Annotated in this window: 22 protein-coding genes; 13 read left to right on the forward strand and 9 right to left on the reverse strand. The window is 65.7% G+C overall.

The window, feature by feature from the left end:
- Positions 1-84: 84 nt before the first annotated feature.
- Positions 85-2058 carry an acyltransferase family protein gene (locus LB310_RS06810; protein ID WP_278806635.1) on the reverse strand — a complete coding sequence of 658 codons (1974 nt, stop codon included), beginning with the start codon at positions 2056-2058 and terminating at the stop codon, positions 85-87.
- Between the two features lie 199 nt (positions 2059-2257).
- Between LB310_RS06810 and mnmA the strand changes: the two genes are divergently transcribed.
- The 6 genes from mnmA to LB310_RS06840 all read left to right on the forward strand — a co-directional run bounded on the left by mnmA (position 2258) and on the right by LB310_RS06840 (position 7796).
- Entirely contained in the window at positions 2258-3328 is a 1071-nt protein-coding gene (mnmA, locus tag LB310_RS06815) for a tRNA 2-thiouridine(34) synthase MnmA (RefSeq protein WP_278806636.1), read from the forward strand.
- Positions 3325-3921: a dephospho-CoA kinase gene (gene coaE, locus LB310_RS06820; RefSeq protein ID WP_157004904.1), complete on the forward strand. Its 597-nt coding sequence runs from the start codon at positions 3325-3327 to the stop codon at positions 3919-3921. Before mnmA ends, coaE begins: the two co-directional genes overlap by 4 nt.
- Before the next feature lie 412 nt (positions 3922-4333).
- Entirely contained in the window at positions 4334-4597 is a 264-nt protein-coding gene (locus tag LB310_RS06825; RefSeq protein WP_157004903.1) for a hypothetical protein, read from the forward strand.
- Between the two features lie 3 nt (positions 4598-4600).
- The gene (locus LB310_RS06830) at positions 4601-4876 is read left to right on the forward strand and encodes an antitoxin (protein ID WP_123649876.1); all 276 of its coding nucleotides are present in this window, start codon (positions 4601-4603) and stop codon (positions 4874-4876) included.
- 184 nt (positions 4877-5060) lie between these two features.
- Positions 5061-7178: an excinuclease ABC subunit UvrB gene (uvrB, locus tag LB310_RS06835; RefSeq protein WP_166521697.1), complete on the forward strand. Its 2118-nt coding sequence runs from the start codon at positions 5061-5063 to the stop codon at positions 7176-7178.
- A gap of 60 nt (positions 7179-7238) precedes the next feature.
- The gene (locus LB310_RS06840; protein WP_278806638.1) at positions 7239-7796 is read left to right on the forward strand and encodes a hypothetical protein; all 558 of its coding nucleotides are present in this window, start codon (positions 7239-7241) and stop codon (positions 7794-7796) included.
- A 77-nt stretch (positions 7797-7873) separates the two neighbouring features.
- Here LB310_RS06840 and LB310_RS06845 read toward each other — a convergent pair whose 3' ends face one another.
- From LB310_RS06845 to LB310_RS06855, 3 genes are all read right to left on the reverse strand, one after another.
- Entirely contained in the window at positions 7874-9175 is a 1302-nt protein-coding gene (locus tag LB310_RS06845) for an MFS transporter (protein WP_301154755.1), read from the reverse strand.
- Positions 9176-9526: 351 nt separating this feature from the next.
- Positions 9527-10414, reverse strand: coding sequence for a glycoside hydrolase family 25 protein (locus tag LB310_RS06850; protein ID WP_087191930.1), 888 nt, complete (start codon positions 10412-10414; stop codon positions 9527-9529).
- Between the two features lie 108 nt (positions 10415-10522).
- A complete protein-coding gene (locus LB310_RS06855) occupies positions 10523-11269 on the reverse strand; it encodes a biosynthetic peptidoglycan transglycosylase (RefSeq protein WP_278806641.1) in 747 nt (248 codons plus the stop codon).
- Positions 11270-11477: 208 nt separating this feature from the next.
- Between LB310_RS06855 and LB310_RS06860 the strand changes: the two genes are divergently transcribed.
- The gene (locus tag LB310_RS06860) at positions 11478-11888 is read left to right on the forward strand and encodes an Rrf2 family transcriptional regulator (RefSeq protein ID WP_087191952.1); all 411 of its coding nucleotides are present in this window, start codon (positions 11478-11480) and stop codon (positions 11886-11888) included.
- A 192-nt stretch (positions 11889-12080) separates the two neighbouring features.
- Here the strand turns inward: LB310_RS06860 and LB310_RS06865 are convergent, their stop codons facing one another.
- The 4 genes from LB310_RS06865 to LB310_RS06880 all read right to left on the reverse strand — a co-directional run bounded on the left by LB310_RS06865 (position 12081) and on the right by LB310_RS06880 (position 14909).
- On the reverse strand, positions 12081-12794 hold the full coding sequence (locus LB310_RS06865) for an ABC-2 transporter permease (protein WP_278806644.1): 714 nt from the start codon (positions 12792-12794) through the stop codon (positions 12081-12083).
- Between the two features lie 94 nt (positions 12795-12888).
- Complete coding sequence (locus tag LB310_RS06870) at positions 12889-13590, reverse strand: ABC-2 transporter permease (protein ID WP_278806646.1); 702 nt, start codon at positions 13588-13590, stop codon at positions 12889-12891.
- Complete coding sequence (locus tag LB310_RS06875) at positions 13587-14474, reverse strand: ABC transporter ATP-binding protein (RefSeq protein ID WP_278806648.1); 888 nt, start codon at positions 14472-14474, stop codon at positions 13587-13589. Before LB310_RS06875 ends, LB310_RS06870 begins: the two co-directional genes overlap by 4 nt.
- A gap of 63 nt (positions 14475-14537) precedes the next feature.
- A complete protein-coding gene (locus LB310_RS06880) occupies positions 14538-14909 on the reverse strand; it encodes a GntR family transcriptional regulator (RefSeq protein ID WP_041238960.1) in 372 nt (123 codons plus the stop codon).
- A 299-nt stretch (positions 14910-15208) separates the two neighbouring features.
- On the opposite strand from LB310_RS06880, the gene LB310_RS06885 reads away from it, so the two are divergent.
- Genes LB310_RS06885 through LB310_RS06895 form a run of 3 tightly spaced genes read left to right on the forward strand, consistent with a single transcriptional unit; the run spans position 15209 to position 16414 of the window.
- Positions 15209-15601: a type II toxin-antitoxin system RelB/DinJ family antitoxin gene (locus tag LB310_RS06885; protein WP_087191936.1), complete on the forward strand. Its 393-nt coding sequence runs from the start codon at positions 15209-15211 to the stop codon at positions 15599-15601.
- Positions 15585-16049 carry a PIN domain-containing protein gene (locus tag LB310_RS06890; RefSeq protein ID WP_162457281.1) on the forward strand — a complete coding sequence of 155 codons (465 nt, stop codon included), beginning with the start codon at positions 15585-15587 and terminating at the stop codon, positions 16047-16049. The genes LB310_RS06885 and LB310_RS06890 overlap by 17 nt, the downstream gene beginning before the upstream one ends.
- Positions 16049-16414, forward strand: a complete 366-nt coding sequence (locus LB310_RS06895) for an arsenate reductase family protein (protein ID WP_123673793.1) — start codon at positions 16049-16051, stop codon at positions 16412-16414. Before LB310_RS06890 ends, LB310_RS06895 begins: the two co-directional genes overlap by 1 nt.
- Before the next feature lie 45 nt (positions 16415-16459).
- Here LB310_RS06895 and dtd read toward each other — a convergent pair whose 3' ends face one another.
- Positions 16460-16906, reverse strand: coding sequence for a D-aminoacyl-tRNA deacylase (dtd, locus tag LB310_RS06900; RefSeq protein WP_278806650.1), 447 nt, complete (start codon positions 16904-16906; stop codon positions 16460-16462).
- Positions 16907-17149: 243 nt separating this feature from the next.
- On the opposite strand from dtd, the gene bilS reads away from it, so the two are divergent.
- The 3 genes from bilS to nrfD all read left to right on the forward strand — a co-directional run bounded on the left by bilS (position 17150) and on the right by nrfD (position 19144).
- Positions 17150-17671, forward strand: a complete 522-nt coding sequence (gene bilS, locus LB310_RS06905) for a flavodoxin family protein BilS (protein WP_157004894.1) — start codon at positions 17150-17152, stop codon at positions 17669-17671.
- 68 nt (positions 17672-17739) lie between these two features.
- Positions 17740-18000 (forward strand): TfoX/Sxy family protein, encoded by a 261-nt coding sequence (locus LB310_RS06910; protein WP_087191941.1) that lies wholly within the window; start codon positions 17740-17742, stop codon positions 17998-18000.
- A 217-nt stretch (positions 18001-18217) separates the two neighbouring features.
- Positions 18218-19144 (forward strand): NrfD/PsrC family molybdoenzyme membrane anchor subunit, encoded by a 927-nt coding sequence (gene nrfD, locus LB310_RS06915; RefSeq protein ID WP_278806651.1) that lies wholly within the window; start codon positions 18218-18220, stop codon positions 19142-19144.

Here is a 19144-nt window from a genome sequence, read left to right on the forward strand (position 1 = left end):
AGAGGGCCCCTCGAAAGAGGGGCCCTCTTTGCTTTATGAGGAGTCGTTGGCGCAGCCGGCCCGTTCGGCCCTTAAGCCGGATGCTTAACGCTCGATCGACCCGAGGAGGTCGCGGGATGCCGCGTCCAACGCGGAGCGGTAAGCTCCCTCGATTTCAGCGAGAGCCAGGTCGATGGGGGTTTGCACGGCGGGTGCGGCAGCATCTTCGGCATGCTGCGGCAGGTAGCTGGACACGGCGTCGTGCACGAGGTCGATATAGACGCGCGCGCCCTCCTCGGTCAGGTGGGTGCCGTCGCCGTCGAAGAGCTCGTCGCGTCCGGCGCTCGCGCCGAACCAGTCGATGAGATGGACGTTCCCGTAGCGCTCGGCGGCGCCTGCCAGCACGTCGTTCGTGGAGGATACCCAGTCTTGCGGGCTGCGGGTGTTCACGAGCCAGAGCTGCTTGTCGGTTCCCACGTCGGCGACGATATCGTCCAGCTGCCCATCGGTAGCCGGGCCGTTCGTGCCCAGCGCCAGCACGACGATGCCGCCTACAAGGCCCTGGTCGCGATACGAGTCGTACACTTCCCTTCCCACGTAGATCTGGCGGTTCACGGCGGCGTCGATGGCGCCGTGGGGGAAGCGCTCTTGGAAATAGGGCACGGAGCGCACCGATACCGAGTCGCCTATCATGAGCACATCGAGCTTCGGTTGCTCTTCGGCGACGGGCGCGGAGCCTTCGGGCTCCTGCGGCGACCCCTCCGCCAACGGTTGCCCCGACGGATCTGCCTGGGCCTGGCCCGAGGGGCTCGTCTGGCCCTGCTCGGCCTGCTTCAGCAGGTTGCCGCCCTCCAAGGCCGAGGTGGGCGGCACGAGCGCCAGCCCGCCTGCGGCCACGATCACGAGCGCGCCGGCGCCCACGGCAGGCACGGCGTGCGTGCGCAGCCAGTCCGGCAGCGACGCCTCGCCCGAGCGTACCTTCCTCACCAGACGGCCGAAGGCCCCGTGGCGGAAGGGGTTCTCCACGAAGCGGTACGACAGCGCGGCGCAGCCGAACACGGCCGCCAGCTGCAGCAGGTAGAGCCACCAAGGCGTGTCGCCGATGCCGCCCGGGTCCATGAGCAGCAGCAACGGGTAGTGCCACAGGTAGATGCCGTAGCTGCGCTTGCCTATCCACACGAGCGGCCTCGCGCCCGCAACGCGCCCGATGATGCTGGCCGGATGCACCATGACCGCGATGACCACGGCGGTGAGCATCGAGCACAGCACGAGCCCGCCCCGGTACAGGAAGGGCGAGAACCCGTTCGAGAACACCACCAGCAGCAGCAAGCCCGCGAGCGCCGCGGCCCCCACGCCGTCGAGCACGGAGCGCTCGCGCTTCGTCAGGCGCACGCCGCTTTTGGCGCCCAATAGGTGCGACGGCCACACGAACGCCAGCCATGCGCCGATGAGCAGCGAAAACGCCCGTGTGTCGGTGCCGTAGTACACGCGGCTCGGGTCGGCGGCGGGGTCGAACAGCAGCGCCATCTCTAGTGCGGAGAGCGCGGCCAGCACGAGCACGACGTTGCGCACCGTGCCCTTCCTCGCTCCCAGCTTCAGCGCGGCAAGCAGAGCCACGGGCCACACGAGGTAGAACTGCTCCTCGATAGCCAGCGACCAGAAGTGCGCAAGCGGCGACGGCGCGCCGAGCGCCTCGAAGTAGGACACGTCGTGGAATATCTGCCACCAGTTGTTGAAGAAGAGCAGAGACGGCAGGACGTCGGGGCGCATCTTTGTGAGCAGGGCGTGGTTGAACAGGGTGCAGAGCACGGCCGTGCAAACGACGACGAGAACGATGGCGGGCACGAGCCGACGGACGCGGCGCAGCCAGAAGCGCGGAAGGTCGATCGTGCCCGATTCGTCGTGCTCGATGAGCAGCAAGCTGGTTATAAGGTAGCCTGACAGCACGAAGAAGACGGTGACGCCCAGCAGCCCGCCGGGTGCCCAGGGCATGCGCATATGGTAGGCGATAACGGCGAGCACGGCGAAAGCTCGCAGGCCGTCGAGCGCCGGTATATAACGGGATTTCGAGCCCGACACGTGCGATCCCCCTTGTTGCGTTTGCGGTCGATGCGCGGGATGCGCAGGATCCAGTATAGCGCTCCGTCAAGCGCCGAGAACGCATTGTACCGCGCTGCGGTCGTTCTGCGTAGGCTCTTCACGTATCGTTGAGGCGGTGCGCTGCGCGGGCTCCGTTTCCTTTATACTGGCGACGAAAGAAGATGCGAAAGGATGGCAGATGGCAACGGGCGAGAGCGGCGTTCGGCGTGTGGCGCTGGGTATGAGCGGCGGTGTCGACAGCGCGGTATCCGCCGCGCTGCTCATGCGCGCAGGCTTCGAGGTGGTGGGCGTTACCTGCCGCTTCACCGATGATGCGGCAAGCGACCGCGCCGCAGCCGATGCGGCGGCGGTGTGCGCCCGGCTGGGCTTGAGTCATACGGAGCGGGACTGCACCGCGCTGTTCGATAATGCGGTGGTCCAGCCGTTCGTGGACGCGTACGCCGCGGGGCTCACGCCGAGCCCCTGCGTGGGCTGCAACGCCTGCTGCAAGCTGCCCTCCCTGCTGGCTGCCGCCGACGAGCTGGGCTGCGAGTCGGTGGCCACCGGCCACTACGCCCGCATCGCGCAGCTTGCGGATAACGGGCGCTACGTGGTGAAGTGCGCGCTCGATGCGCGCAAGGACCAGAGCTACATGCTGGCGCTACTCTCCCAGGAGCAGCTGGCGCGCCTTGTGCTGCCGCTGGGCGGCACCACGAAGGCGGAGGTGCGCGTGCTGGCTGCCGACCTGGGGCTTCCCGTTGCCGAGAAACCCGAGAGCCAGGATGTGTGCTTCATCGAGGGTGATTATCGTGCGTTCCTGCACGCGCGGGGCGTCGATGACCGGCCGGGCGCCATCGTGGATTGCGCGGGTGCCGTGCTCGGCCGGCACGACGGGCTGGCCAACTACACGGTGGGGCAGCGCAAGGGCATCGGCGTAGCCGCGCCCGAGCCGTACTACGTGGTGGCCAAGCGGCCCGAGACGTGCGAGCTGGTGGTGGGATTCGCCGACGAGGCCCGCATCTCGAGCGTGCTGACGGGTCCGGTGAGGTGGCAGGCCCTCGCATGCCTGGACGGGCCGCGTGCCGCCAGCGTGAAACTGCGGTACCGAAGCCGGGCCGTTCCGTGTATCATAGAGCCCGAACCCGAAGGGCGCGTTCGCGCAGTGTTGCGCGAGCCGCAGCCGACCACGGCGCCGGGACAGTTCGCCGTCTTCTCCGTGGGCGACACCGTGCTCGGAGGCGGCATGATCGAGGAGGTAGCATCGGTATGAAGAAGCTGTTCATCATCGGCGGCATGGGCGCCGGCAAGTCGACGGCCCGCAAGGCCCTTGTGGACGCGGGCCTGCCGTACATCGACCTCGACAAGGTGGGCCACGACGTGCTCGCTTGGGACACGGTGAGGGAAGAGCTGGTGGACACGTTTGGCGCCGACATCATGGACGGTGACGAGGTGAACCGCAAGGCGCTCGCCCACAAGGCGTTCGTGAGTCCCGCCGAGACGCGCAAGCTCAACCGCATCACCGTGCCGCGCATCGAGGACGCCTACCGCGACAAGGTGGCCGAGCTGGAGGCCGCGGGCCATCCGGCCGTGGTGGTGGAGCACTCCGTGTTCAAGAACCGTACGTCCTCGCTCGCCTACGATGCCGACGTGGTCATCGCCGTGCTGGCACCGCTGGACGTGCGCATCGAGCGCGCCGTGGCGTCGGGCTTCGACGAGGCCGACGTGCGCCGCCGCATCGCCCGCCAGATCACCGATGCCGACCGCATCGAGGCCGCCGACGTGGTGTTCAACAACGACGGCACCCCCGAGGAACTGCACAACCAGGTGATAGCCTGGTGGGGAGAGTACGAGAAAGGCCTGTAAAGACTAGACGGCGAGGATGCCCCTTGGGCGGGCCCTCCCCGAGCTTTTAGTCGCGTCCGGCGTGGGCCAGCACCATGTTCGAAAAATTATATTAGAACATCCGTTTTATAAGTACGGATGTTCCTTTTTGTGCTACCATGTGATTTGTCGAAAAGAGCCAGTGCAGGCGCCTGCCCGATGCCGCAATGCGGGAGGGCGGCCCATAGATGGCGACGGTGTTCCGCGTCCGCCCGTACCACGCTTGCAAGATCCTCTCCAGCTTTCGGAACCGGAAGAGGGGTCTGCCATGGAAACCTTCATCTGAAAAACGACGAGAGGAAGCGCGGGTCGCTCTCCGTGCCCTGCCTTCCTTGACGCTGCGCCATTTACGTTTTACAATTTCGTTTAACAAAAAGGAATAGGTGATCGCTCAATGGAAGTGCTGGTTGATTTGCACGCGCTCAAGCATGGGTTGACCGAGGAAGAGATCCTGTATGCTTGGAAGAACTACGTGAGGAAGCAACATCGTAGGGCACCGAAAGAGGATCGTGTGGTAGTGGTAGCCCTTGGGTTTTGCAGCGATGGACGCCTCGTCCAGATGGTCGGCGTCGACAAATGGTACGGTGTGCTGATATACCATGCAATGACGCCGCCGACAGCGAGCGTTTTGGCAGAGTTCGGGCTGACAGGGAGGTAGAACGTGAAGACAGCGAAAGAGCTTGAGGAGATGTTCGGGGTCACCGCCGAGCAGCTTGATGAATGGGAGAAGGAAGCAGCGCAGGGCATCTTGCCTGGCGAGCAGGTGGGCGAGATCATTGTGGGGCGACCCCTCAAATTCGGGGAGCCGTTGCAGTTCGTCGGGTTCAAGGACACGCCGCAGAAGGTTGCGGCTATGGACGAGAGGGCGTCGAAGCTGGGCATGAGCCGGTCGGATTACCTGCGCAGCTTGGTTCGCAAGGATTTGGCAAGCGCCTAGGCAGCTCGACATCATCTCGAAAGATGGGGAAGATAACGGTTGAATCACGAACATATGTTCATTTTGCTTCTGCTGTGCTAGACTGAGTGGTCGATGAACCCTCTCGTCGGTGTCCTTCGGCATGCGGCGTTCTCTTCGGGAAGGAGCTTACGTGGCGCATCTTTCGAATATCGAAGGCCTCGAGATGGAGGGCAAGCTGCCGGAGGTGCGGCTGGCAACGACGCCTCTCAAGGTGGTGTCGCCCTACGAGCCGTCGGGCGACCAGCCGCAGGCCATCGAGAAGCTGGCCCGCGGGGTCGAGGACGGCCTGCGCTACCAGACGCTCCTGGGCGTGACGGGCTCGGGCAAGACGTTCACCATGGCCAAGACCATCGAGGCCGTGCAGAAGCCCACGCTGGTCATGGCGCCGAACAAGACGCTCGCGGCCCAGCTGGCCAGCGAGCTGAAGGAGTTCTTCCCGAACAACTCCGTGGTGTACTTCGTGTCGTATTACGACTACTACCAGCCCGAGGCCTACGTGCCCTCGTCCGACACGTTCATCGAGAAGGACGCCTCCATCAACGAGGAAGTGGAGAAGCTGCGCCATGCGGCCACTTCGGCCCTGCTTTCGCGGCGCGACTGCATCGTGGTGGCCTCGGTGTCGTGCATCTACGGCATCGGCTCGCCCATGGACTATGCCGGCATGGCGGTGTTCGTGGACAAGCAGAAGGAGATGGACCGCGACGACGTCATCCACGAGCTCATCGACATCCAGTACGACCGCAACGACTACGAGCTGAAGCGCGGCACGTTCCGCGTGCGCGGCGACAACCTGGACGTGTTCCCGCCCTATGCGGACAACCCGTTGCGCATCGAGTTCTGGGGCGACGAGATAGAGCGCATCGCGGAAGTGGACAACGTCACGGGCGAGGTGGTGAACGAGTTCGAGGCGCTGCCCATCTGGCCCGCGTCGCACTACGTGGCCACGCGCCCGAAGATGGACCGCGCGCTCGGCACCATCCGCGACGAGCTGCGCGAGCGCCTGCAGCAGTTCAAGGAGGAGGGCAAGCTGCTCGAGGCGCAGCGTTTGGAGATGCGCACGAACTACGATCTGGAGATGATGGAGACGATGGGCTTCTGCTCCGGCATCGAGAACTACTCGCGCCACATCGACGGGCGCTCGCCGGGCGAGCCGCCCTACACGCTCATCGACTACTTCCCGAAGGACTTCCTCTGCATCATCGACGAGAGCCACGTGACGGTGCCGCAGATCCGCGGCATGCACGAGGGCGACCGCTCGCGCAAGATCACGCTGGCCGAGCACGGGTTCCGCCTGCCCAGCTGCCTGGACAACCGCCCCTTGCGCTTCGACGAGTTCGAAGAGCGCATTCCGCAGTTCGTGTACGTGTCGGCCACGCCGGGCGACTACGAGCAGAAGGTGTCGCAGCAGCAGGTGGAGCAGATCATCCGCCCGACCGGCCTGCTGGACCCCGAGATCATCGTGCGCGGGAGCGCCTCCCAGATCGACGACATCATCGACGAGTCCAAGGACCGCGCCGCCCGCGACGAGCGCGTGCTCATTACCACCCTCACGAAGAAGATGGCGGAGGATCTGACCGACCACTTGCTTGACCAGGGCGTGAAGGCGCGTTACATGCACTCGGACATCGCCACGCTCGAACGCGTGGAGATCCTGCGCGAGCTGCGCCAGGGCAAGTTCGACGTGCTCGTGGGCATCAACCTGCTGCGCGAGGGCCTGGACTTGCCCGAGGTCTCGCTCGTGGCCATCCTCGATGCCGACAAGGAGGGGTTCCTGCGCAACCACCGCTCGCTCATCCAGACCATCGGCCGCGCCGCCCGCAACGTGTCGGGCCAGGTCATCATGTACGCCGACAAGATGACCGACTCCATGGCGCTTGCCATCGACGAGACGAAGCGCCGCCGTTCCATACAGATGCAGTACAACGAGGACCACGGCATAGAGCCGCAGACCATCCGCAAGGCCATCAACGACATCATGGACTACGTGACCGACGAGGTGGGCAACACCACGGCCGAGCAGGTGAACGCCGAGCTGGCCGCGCTCTCGCGCGAGGAGGTGCTGCGCATCATAGCCTCCATGGAGGACGAGATGGCCTCGGCGTCCCAGAGCATGGATTACGAGGAGGCGGCCCGCCTGCGCGACCAAGTGGTGAAGCTGCGCGCGAGCGTGGAAGGCGCGAGCGAGGAGGACGTGCTGAAGGACTTGAAGAAAGGCGCCCGCAAGGGCAGCGCCTTCGGCAACCGCAAGAACGCCGCCTACGGGTCGAGCCGCCGCTCGTAGGCGCGGGACCGGCGACGGATGCGGGGGCATCGAAGGCCGGCGAGGAAAGGGGCAGGGGAAATGGGCGGGATATCGGTCATGGTCATGCTGTCGGTGATGGGCGCCGTGGCGTTCGTCATCTTGGGCGTGGTGGCGCTTGCGCTGGCGATGTTCGTGGCGGCAACCGTGGTGAGCATCGTGTTCGCGTGCCGCGCGAAGGCACGGCGCGAGCAGGGCAAGCGGCTCAAAGGCCTTGTGGCCGTGCCCATCGTGCTGTACGCGGTGAGCGTCCCCGTGCTCATATGGTTCGCAGTCGTGTGGGTGGTGCCGCTCTCCACCGATAGAGAGGGTGACGAATTCGTCGACTTCTCCCAAGCCGTCACGCGGCACGATCCGGAGGCGTTGCAGGCATGCTTTGACGCCGATGCGTTCGCGTTCCCGGAGGAGGGCCCCGAGTCGCTTGCGGCTCTGCTGAAGATCGCGCGCGACTACGAGGACGAGGAATGCGCGTCCATCGTCATGCGCGAGGCAAGGGCAGAAGGCGTGTTCCTGGCGCATGACGGCCCGGTTTCCCTTGGTCTGCCGGAGGGGTCCGGGCCTGGGCAGGCGCCCGAAAGGGGATCATCGGATGCGGCCTGACCTAGCACCTGGACCGAACCGGGCGATGGGCTCCGCCTGCCCGGGCGCGCGCGGCACCAGGGCAGGCAAGCGCCGCGCTAGGCCTCGGCTTCCGCCGTTTGCCCACCGGCCGTTTCCGGCTGGACGGCTGGTGCATGGTCGAGGGCGCGCACGCTCTTCGGCAGGTACACCACGAGGCCCAACACCAGGCAGATGGCGCCGTCTACCACGAAGAACGGGGCAACTCCGATGCTCTCCGCCAACATGCCGCCGAGCGCGATGCCGATGGGTGAGGCCAGGCCCATAGCCGCCATGGACAGTCCCAGCGCACGACCCGTCTTCTCCTCGGCCACGTTGCGCTGGATGAGCGTGATGAGCGGCCCGTTGAACCAGGCGCAGGCGATCGCCATGACGGCGCAGAGCGCAACGAACGCCCAAAACATGCTTGGTGCAAGGAAACCGCAGGCCATGGTGGTGGCGCCTACGATAAGGGCCGCCACGCCGATGAGCAGCGCGAGTCTCTTGCCGCCGCCCCAGGCCATGAGCACGATAGATCCGCACACCATGCCGATGCCGAACGCGGCCTCCACGAGCGAGGCTGCGTAGCCGTCGCCGCCGAAGTGGTCGAACGTCATGAGCGGGAAGATGGCGCCCAGAGGCGCGAACGCCACCATGCCCACCGTCACGCCGGCTATGAGGATAACCAGGCCGCGGTTTGCCGACAGCGCGCGCCAGCCGTCGCGCAGGTTCGCCAGCACGTGCTGGTTCTCGGCCGCCTTGTCGATGACGGTGGGTATCTTCGCCAGGGCGAGGCCCGCCACGGCTGCGAGCGCGCCGAAGAAGTCCAGGAACATGACGGCATGGAAGCCGAGGGTGGTGTACAGGAAGATGCCGAACGCCGGAGCGCCGATGGACGCCACGCTCATGAGCAGCTGGTCGAGCGTGTTGATGCGCAGCAGATGCTTCTCGGGCACGAGCAGCGGCATGGCGGCCATCATGGCCGGCCCGTGGAACGCCTGGCCGATGCTGCGCACGACAACCAGTATCATGAGCAGGGCGAACGATACCTGGCCCAGGAGGATGGCCACGCCCAGCCCGAGCGACACCAAGCCGACTCCCAGGTCTGCCACGATCATGACGGTCTTGCGGTTGTGCTTGTCGGCGATGACGCCGCCGAATGGCGAGAGCAGGCCCTGCGGCAGGTAGGCGCAGATGGCGGCGGCAGACAGCATGAGGGCGCTGCCGGTGGTCTCGGTGATGTACCAGACCACCGCGTAACCTGCGGCGTAGCTGGTTATCATGGACACGGCCTGGCCGATCCAGATGGTGGCGATGACGGCGAGCCAGCGTTTGGGAAGCGGATGGCCCGCGGCGCTCAGGGTCATGGCAGATTCGGTCATGGGAGAGAGCTCCTTCAAGGTCGATGTATTCGTCGGCCGCGCAACGGGTGTTGGGCGGTGTGCATTTCAGTGTGGGGTTGCGAACGCGGCCGCGCCAGCCATTTCGGTTGGCAAAAGGGGTGCAACGGGAAGTTGCGACGAGGTTTGGCGCGCGTGGGCGTGCCGACTACTGAAATACGTAATACATCGAAACAGAGCTCCTTGGTTGGTTACAGTCCGCACAGTCTACTGGCGCGTTGGGGCCCTGTCAAGTACGAATGTGCGGTTTTGGGGTTCGAAGCCGCGCTCGGCGAGGGCTGCAACCGATCGTTGCGGTTGGGATACGGCCGGCAGGCTTCGGGCGATGCGGCGTCAGCCTGCGGCGGCGAAGCGGATGTTCAGGTCCACACGGGTGGATATGCCGGCCACCGTGCCGGCGCTCGTGTACTGCCACATGACGAAGTCGAACTGCCCGGTGGGCACGGCCACGTCGTACTCGGCGAACCACACCGGACGGCCGTCGAGGTCATCGCCGCCGAACCGGGCGATGTCGCGCTTATTGCCGTACACGAGCGTGTCGTAGCCCGCCTGCTCGATGCGCTCGCAGAACGCGCGGGCGCAGGCGGCCAGCTCGGGGCCCGTGAGGCGGTTCGCGCGTCCGGCGTTGTCGGAGACGGGTTCGTGGTCGAAGGCGACGGGCAGGTCGAGGGGGCGGCCGGCCAAGAGCCCGAGCACGAAGTCGGCCTCCTCGCGGGCTTCGTCAGGCGTGACGGCCTGCGAGAAGAAGTAGACGCCCGTGGCCAGACCTGCCGCCTTGGCGCCATCGACGTTCTCTGCGAAGCGCTCGTCGGCGTACAGCGCGCCCTCGGTGTAGCCGCGGTTGCCCGCGCGCACGATGGCGAAGTCCACGCCATCGGCCGCCACGGCCGGCCAGTCGATGGCGCCCTGATGGCTGGAAACGTCCACGCCAAGGTCAGAACGCAGCACGCCGTCCTCGTAGTAGGCGAGCCGGTCGCCGTTGCGCTCGAGGCCCGTCCAGTCGTAGGGGCTCACGTATGCGGCCGGCGCCGCGGCGTGCGGGGTGCCGGCGCACCGCCCGGCCAAAAGGCCCGCTGCGAGGGCGAGCAGAGCCAGGGCGAACAGCCCGACGAGGACGCGCCGCGACGACGCACGTCTCTGCACCGGCCGCGGCCGGGGTGCATGCGCCCGCGCGGTGTCGCGGCGCGATGGTCGGGGCGAGAGGGTTTTGTTCGTGTTCATGCCGCCATCCTAGCAAACCGCTGCGCGCTGCCACCCCCGCCCCCGCGCTTCCCATGCGAATACCAGAAGTCCCCGATTCCCGTCTTGGCGGGTACGCTCGCCGCCTCCCTACGCCCCCGCGCCCTGCGCGCCGATGCGGCGGGCGTCGGCCTCGTCGAGGTAGTCGTAGGCCACGAGCTTCTTCAGCACCTGGTATTGCCGCTGGCGGGCGAGGTCGGGGTTCTCGGAGAGCGCGTAGGCGCTCGGCGCGTTTGGTATGCCGGCCAGCAGCGTGCACTCGCCCGCATCGAGTTCCTGCGGCTCCTTGCCGAAGTAGCCTGCGCTGGCATTGCCGATGCCCTCGTAGCCGTCGCCGAAGTAGATGGAGTTCACGTAAAGCTCCAGTATCTCCCGCTTCGTGAAATGCTGTTCCATGGTCAGCGCCATGAACACCTCGGCCACCTTGCGCTCGATGGTCTGCTCCTGCGTGAAGTACTGGTTCTTCGCCAACTGCTGAGTGATGGTGCTGCCGCCCTCTACGATTGATCCGGCTTTGAGGTCGTTCACGAGAGCGCGGCCGGTGGCGATGGCATCGAAGCCCGGGTGGGCGTAGAACCGATGGTCTTCCACGGCCACGACCGCCTGCAGATACAGGTCGGGCAGCTCCTGGATGGGCGTGAAGCCGGATGCGCTCTCTATGCGCTGCTCCATCTCGTCCAGCGGGAGTGCGGCCAGAGCCTCGCGGTACTGATTGAAGCCCCGTGCCACGAAGAACGTGACGGCGAGCGCCACCAGGATGATAGCGAAGATAAGCAGGCTCCCGACAAGCCGTGCGACCGGCCGGTCCGGGGTGGTGCGCTGCGTGCTCGGTGCCATGGCGGTGCCTTTCCCTAACCTTGTTTCCCTATGCTCTCTGTTATACCGAGTCTTCCTTAACGCAACCTTACCGACCGCTTGCCCGGGCCTTACATTCCTGAAAGGAAGATCGGCGAGGATATGCTACCGATGCGCTATACTTACGGCGGTTGAGCGGCTGTCCTCAGGAGGAGACAGGCGCGACGGAGCGGTGAGGATGGTGGCGGACATGATGATTTCGACGAAGGGGCGCTACGCCCTGCGGCTCATGATCGATATTGCCAGCCGCGAGCAGGATGGTTCCCCCGTGACCATGCGCCAGGCGGCCGCGCGCGAGGACTTGTCCGTGAAGTACCTCGAGCAGCTGGGCGGCGCCCTGGTGAAGGCCGGCATCCTGAAGAGCATCAGGGGGGTGAGCGGCGGCTACCTGCTTGCCAAGCCCGCCGAGGACATCACTGCCGGCGACGTGCTGCGCGCCACCGAGGGCAGCTGCGCCCCCGTGGCCTGCCTCGAGGACGGCGCCGAGGCCTGTCCGCGTCGCGGCGAGTGCGTGGCCGTGAACTTCTGGCGCGGCCTGGACCGCACCATCGAAGGCTACGTTGACGGCGTCACCCTGGCCGACCTTGTGAAGATGGGCTGACACCCGTCCGCTCGCGGCAACGGGCCTCGGAAGTCCCGCTTTTCGCTCAGGCGAAAGGCGAGCCAGGCGGATACCGCGTAGAGCACCCATTAGCGGAATCCGACCAAGACGGCAGCCGAGGGCGCGTAGAACGTCTTGCCTTGCATGGGTGCCTTCTTCCTTGAGGCAGGGCTTTGGGACCGGCGGCTTCGGCTAGAAGTCGCGCCGCCGGTAGGCGGCGAGGCATGCAGCGCAGGATGCGGCGTACAGCGCGAAGGCGGCTGCTGTCAGGGCACCCGCTGCCACGAGGAAGGTCTCGGGCGACGTGGCGATCGAGACGAGCCCGCCGAGGAACGCGGGCGCTGCCTCCGGCCTGGCCCAGATGCTGACAATCGGGTTGATGCCAAGCACCGACACCATCATGACCAGCGCCATCGCGTAGCGCGGCCCGTTTCCCATGCCGAAGCTGAAGAACGTGGGCAGCATGATTCCCCCGACCACGAACGCGAGCGCAAACGACACGGCAACGGACCAGGCGAGCCCGACCGCGTCGAAGCCGCCCGGGCGGAGCGTAAGCGCCGCATAAGCCGGCACTACCTGTACGGCCAGTGTGACGACCAGGTAGAGCGCCACGCCCATCAGCGTGCCCGCCACGGCGACGGCTGCGAGGAACGCGTAGCGCCCGAGCACGACGCCCGTGCGGGTGAGCGGCATGGTCAGGCGGAACCGGCTCCAATCGCGCCGATCATCGTAGAGCGCGAGCGCCTGCGCGACCGAGATCACGGACAGCTCTCCGAAATACGGGATGATGCCCGGGTGGCTGCCCATCATGAGGGCGGCCAAGCCTCCCATGCCCAGGAGCAGCAGCAAGTAGCGCCGCAGCAGCTTCTTAACGGTGACGAAATCCATCAGGAACATCGCTTTCATGGGCAGGGCTTCCTTCTCGTCGGTCGGCGCGCTCTGGCGCCCGGCAGAAGTGCCGCCTGCCTGGTGAGCGGTGCAGGCGGCACGGGGATGCTGCTTAGAACTCCCGCCTTTCGTACAGCTTCACGGAAAGCATGCACGAGAGCACGGTGAGCACGGCCATGAGGGCGATCACCGCGGCAACCAAGGTGACGGTGCCCGTCGGCGTGCTCGCCCAAGTGGCAAGGTCGAGGACGAATGCGGGCGGGGGACCGGCCTTCTGCACGAGCACCGTGCCGATGGGCAGCAGGATGATGAACGCCAGCGGAAGGTAGCGCACGGCTTTCGTCATGCCGAAGCGCGCGACGAGAGGCAGGGCGACGAGCCAGAGGGCGAGCGAGAACGCGATGGAGGCTGCAACCATGCCCAGCGCTATCTGCCAGTCCATGCCCTCAAAGAGGCCGGCAAACAACTCGGTCTGCGGAAGCGCAAGCGACAACCCGTACACGATGGCGGTGACCGCCATGCCCAACACGAGCCCGACCAGCGTCATGACAACGAATGTGGCGTAGCGGCCCTGTACGACGTTCGCGCGCGAGAGAGGCAGCGTGAGGCGGAAGCGCTCCCAGTCGTTGCGCTCGTCGAAGGCCACCAGCGTGAAGCCCACCGAGTAGGCCAGCATGAGCGCCATGATGGGCATGATGCACAGGGCGGAGCCGGTGGATACCGTGAGGACCAGGGCCACCACCACACCCAGAAGCAGCTGCGACCGCGCGAGCTTCTTGGCCGTCAGCAGGTCGAACATGAGCATGGTCTTCATCGGGCCTCTCCTTTCAGCATGAGCGACATGTACGTTTCGATGTCGGCCCGCTCCAATACGATTTGGGGGAACCTCGCCGCGAACGACTGGCGGTCAGGGACGAGGACGGTGATACCGTAGGTGTTGCGCTCGTAGCGCATCCCTCCGCGGGGGAAGAAGCCGCTGTCCGCAATGGCGTCAAACTCGGCCGCGCGGCACTGGGCCACGCCGGCCAGGTCGGTGATGACATCCTTCTCCACCGAGAACACGATGCGGCCCGCATCGATGCACACGATGTAATCCGCGATTTTCTCCAAGTCGCTGGTGATGTGGCTGGACATGAGGATGCCGCGGCTCTCGCAGTCCATGTACAGGCGAAGCGTGTCGAGCGCTTCCTCGCGGGCCATGGGGTCGAGCCCGGCCGTGGCCTCGTCGAGCACGAGCAGGTCGGGGTTGTGGGCCAGCGCGCACGCCAGCGATAGCTTCATGCCCATACCGCGCGACAAGTCCTTCACCGTCTTGTCCTGGGGCAGCTGGAACGCATGGGCGAACGTGCGGAATGCGCCAGGGTTCCAGTCCTTGTAGCTTTGGGCCATGAGCTTGCTCACCGTGTCCACCGTGAGCTCCTCGGGGAACGAGCACGTGTCGAACACCACGCCGATGCGCTGTTTGAGCTGGGCAAGGCGCCTCTCGGGCGCACCGGTCACTTCCTCGCCGAAGAGCGAGATAGATCCGCCGTCGGGGCGGATGAGCCCGAGTATCGCCTTGATGGTGGTGGTCTTGCCGGCGCCGTTGGAGCCGATGAAGCCTACGACGCTGCCGGTCGGCACGCTTAAGGAGATGCCCTCCAGGTCAAAGCCGTCGTAGTGCTTTTCCAGATTCTGTATACGTAAAAGGTCGCTCATCAGTCGTCACTTTCTTCCGTGGTCGAACGGTCTGGGGTGCAGCCCTGCGGGCGCCATCCCCGGTCAGTCCTCCATGAGGAGGTCGAGCATGTCGTGGAGCTCGCCCGGCGCGACGCCCGCGCTGCGGGCCTCTTCCACCGCGCGCGCCATCAGATCCTCGATGTGCTTCAGGCGCTCCTCGCGCAGAAGCTCCATGTTGCCGCCGGCGACGAAGCTCCCCTTGCCCTGCACTGTCTCGATGAACCCTTGGGCCTCGAGGTCGGCGTAGGCGCGCTTCGTGGTGATGACGCTGATGCGCAGGTCGTTCGCCAGCGCGCGCATCGAGGGAAGCTGAGCGCCTTCCGCGAGCGTGCCGTTCAGGATGAGGTTCTTCATCTGGGCAGTGATCTGCTCGTAGATGGGCTTGTCGCTTGCGTTCGAGATGATGATGTCCAACGGTGCTCCTCGTCTTGTTCTTTGAGGGGGCGCCTGGCGTCCCAAGCACTCCCGGTGGCGGAGCCGCGACGTCTCGCCGCTTCGCCCGACGGCTGGGAAACACGTTCTTTCCCCGCCGCCCGAGGGTCCCCTACCTTGCACCCCGCCTCGCAGCAGTGTGCAATGTGTATATACCCTATATGCACACTATAAACACCTAAGGCGAAGGGTGTCAAGGGGAAGGAGGCGAAATTCGCGGAACTTGAAAGTAATACGGTATTACGATACACTGCTCTCCAGTGATTGACAGGAGGTTTGGCATGGACGCTGTAACGGAAAAGGGTGACCCCAGGACCTCGAAGAAGGCGATTGACAAGGCTTCGGATAAGTCGGGTCGAGTCGACTCCATCGTCACCGCCCGTGTGCCGACGGAGATCAAGAAGCAAGGCAATGCTGTGTTGGAGAAGATCGGTGCTACTCCTACCGAGCTGATCAATTCGGCATACGAATATGCCATTTCGCATGGGAGCTTGCCAACCGAAGGGGGGTTCGTGCGCCCAGGCCCGAGGAAGCTGACACCGGGCCAAAAAAACAAGCTCAAAGAGCGCGGACGTAGGATGCTGGTCAAGCCCGGTGGCGATGTCCTGAACGGTCGTTCGCTCAAAGACGTTCTCGCTGAAATGAGGTATGCCGATTATGAGGCTCTTTCTTGATACGAACGTGCTCATCGATCTCTACCAGGAACGGCATCCGTACTATGAAGACATGAAAAAGCTTCAGATCATGGAGGAGTTCGGTGATGCCGAGCTATGGGCTTCGGCGAAATCGTTCACCGATATTTACTACATTATGCGGAAGGAATGCGTCGGCGCCGACATACTCCGCGGCTTTGATGCGAGTTTCGAGTTCCTTCGCATCTGCTCGATTGACGGGGAAGACGTGAAAAGCGCCGTGAGGCTCGAATGGATAGACTTCGAGGATTGCGTGATCGAAATGGCCGCTCGAAAGGTAAAGGCCGATTTTCTCCTTACTCGGGATGCGGCCGGCTTTGCCCAATCGAAGATCCCGGTAAAACGCCCCGAGGCATTCCTCGATTGGGTTGAGAGAGAGCGCGGACTTTTGTACGGAGATATCGACTGGTGGAGTGATGGGGAGGAATGATGGTTGACGTGCTGTTCTTGGAGTACCCGAAGTGCTCCACCTGCAAGAAGGCGAAGGCGTGGCTCGATGCGCACGGCGTGGCGTATGCCGACCGGCACATCGTTGAGGACAACCCGACGGCCGACGAGCTAGCGGCGTGGCATGCGGCCAGCGGGCTGCCGCTGCGGCGCTTCTTCAACACGAGCGGCATGGTGTACCGCGAGCGCAACGTGAAGGCGCTCCTCGACGCGGGCATGGGCGACGAGGAAGCGTACGCGCTCCTTGCGGAGGACGGCATGCTGGTGAAGCGGCCGCTCGTGGTGGGCGAGGGTTTCGTGCTCGTGGGCTTCAAGGAAGCGGAATGGGAGCAGGCGCTGCTGGGCTAGCAGGTAGTCTGGCAGCTGCGGATGCTTCATTTGATCTGCGGCGTATCAGAGCTCGTCGGTGTCGAGGCAGAGCGTGAAGGGGCCGTCGTTCACCAGGGACACGTCCATATACGCGCCGAAGCGGCCCGTTTCCACGCGGGCGACGTCGCGTCGGGCGCGTTCGACGAACCACTCGTAGAGGCGGTTGGCCTCGTCGGGTGCACCGGCGCCCGTGAACGAGGGGCGGTTGCCCTTCTTGCAGCTGGCGTACAGCGTGAACTGCGACACCACCAGCACCTCGCCTCCGACGTCGGCCAGCGATAGGTTCGTCTTGCCGTCGGCGTCCTCGAAGATGCGCAGGCGCGCGATCTTGCTCCATAGGCGCTCGGCTTGCTCCTCGCCGTCGCCGTGGCCCACGCCCAGCAGGATCAGCAGGCCGTGCCCGATGCTGCCTGCCGTCTCGCCGTCGATGTCCACCTGTGCGCTGCTCACGCGCTGAATCACTGCTCGCATGGATGCTTCCCTTCCTTTGCCCGCGATGCACAGGTCGCCCGGAACGCATGCTGGGATGCACGCACCGCTGCGCCGCCTGGCGTGCGTTCCGAGGCGCTTCGCCAGCTTCGCATGCTGATCGCGGTTTTTTACCGTCCGACCCAGTATACCGGGGTTTACAGTGGGAGCGTGCCGGCGTATAACGATCTGCAACCGAGCGAAGGCGCCCTAGTGCCGCCGCCCCCGACGTAAGGAGCGAAACCCATGACGTACGCGATCGTCTACGACAGCAGAACCGGCAACACCGAGGAACTCGCGCGCGCCGTGGCCGGGGCGCTGCCCGCGCAGGGGTGCCTGGCGTTCGGGCGCGTGGACGAAGTGGACGCCGCCTCCATGGCGCAGGCCGACCGCGTGTATGCGGGCTTCTGGACGAACCGGGGCGACTGCACCGACGAGATGGGGGAGCTGCTGGCCGGCCTGGCGGGCAAGGAGGTGTTCCTGTTCGGCACGTGCGGGTTCGGCGCCGACGAGACGTACTTCGCCGGCGTGGCGGCCCGCGCGGCCGCCCATCTGCCAGAGTCGGCGCAGATCGTGGGCACGTTCATGTGTCAGGGCCGCATGCCTTCGAGCGTGCGCCGCCGCTACGAGCACACGGCCGCGCAGAACCCGGCGCAAGCCGCCCGCATGGCGCAGCTCATCGCGAACTTCGACGAGGCGGCCGCGCACCCGAACGACGACGACCTTGTGCGCCTGCGCGCCAAGGTTCAGGCCGCGCTTTCGGCCTAAGGCTCGGGGCCGCCGGCCCCCGAGCACGTGCGAACCGCTGATTCCGCAGCGAGAAACGGAGGACTCCCATGGCGAACCTCACCGATATGCCGAACATCGGCCCCCATGCCGCCGAGCAGCTTGCCCAGGTGGGCATCGTGACGCCCGAGGACCTGATGGCCGCAGGGGCCGAGCGGGCATGGCTCAAAGTGCAGGCCATCGACCCCGGCGTGTGCCTGCACATGCTCTACGGCTTGGAGGGTGCGGTGCAGGGCGTCCCGAAGAAGGAGCTCGACCCCGCTCGCAAGCAGGAGCTCAAGGCGTTCATGGACGCGAACAGGCCGGCGTAGGGGACGCGCCGCGGAAGATCTGCCCGCGTCCGCAGGAACGCCGCGCAACGGCAGGAAGCCCCCGCAGCGCCCGGCGCGGCGCGGGAAGGAGCGCGGCCGGCGTGGCGGGGGCTTCGGTGGAAACGTCGTGCTGATTGTCGCACGACAAAATGGTATGCTGTGCAGGAGGCTGCGCCGGCGGGTGCGGCAGGCGGCGGAGACGGCGAGAGGGGGAGCGGTGGTCTTCGGCGAGCTCATCGTGTGGTACCTGTTCCTCGGCGGCACCGCCGCCGGGAGCTTCGCGGTGCTCTCCGCCATCGACCTGCACACGGCCTTCTCGCATGCGAACGGCCCGTGCCTCGCCTGCGCGCCTCGTAGGCATCGCGGCCGTCGCGCGCGCTCGGCGACGCAGCGGCGCATCGCCCAAGCGGGCTACGCCGCCGCCTTCGTCATGCTGGTGGCGGGCATGCTGTGCCTGCTGGCGGATCTCGGCCGGCCGGAGGCGTTCTACCTGCTGTTCCTCTATCCCACCGGCAGCTTCGTGTCCGTGGGGACGTTCGCCCTCACGCTGTTCGGGGTCTGCCTCGTCGTGGCGCTTGCGGAATCCGTGCTCACGTTGGGCCCTGCGTGGGAGAGGGCGGCGCTCGTTGCGAAGGCGCTTGGAGCGGTGCTGGCCGTCGTCGTGATGGTGTACACGGGGCTGCTCCTGAAGAGCGTCGTTGCCGTGGACCTGTGGCAGTCGGCGTGGCTGCCCGTGCTGTTCCTGTTCTCGGCGCTCTCGTGCGGTTGCGGCGTCGTGCTCTTGTGCACCTGCTTCTGCGCGTCCTTCCCGGGCGTGCTCGTGTGGGTCCGGGGGCTGGCCGTCGCGGATGCCGTGTTCATCGTGCTCGAGGTGCTCGCGGCGGCGGCATTCGCGGCGACGGCGAATGCCGCGAGCGCCGGCCGGCCGTTCGACGCGCTGCTTGCGGGAGACCAGTCCTGCGCGTTTTGGCTCGGCTTCGTAGGATGCGGTATACTGGCGCCTCTGGCTATCGAAGCATCCGCGTTGGCCGCTCGACGCAGCCATCGGAGCAGCGTCGTCGCCGTGTTGGCGGTGCTCGTCCTGGTTGGTGGCCTGAGCCTGCGGTTCGTGCTCGTGAACGCCGGCGTCCAAACCGCAGTGTGA

The organism is Gordonibacter sp. RACS_AR49 (genome assembly GCF_030418435.1).
Lineage (GTDB): Bacteria > Actinomycetota > Coriobacteriia > Coriobacteriales > Eggerthellaceae > Gordonibacter > Gordonibacter urolithinfaciens.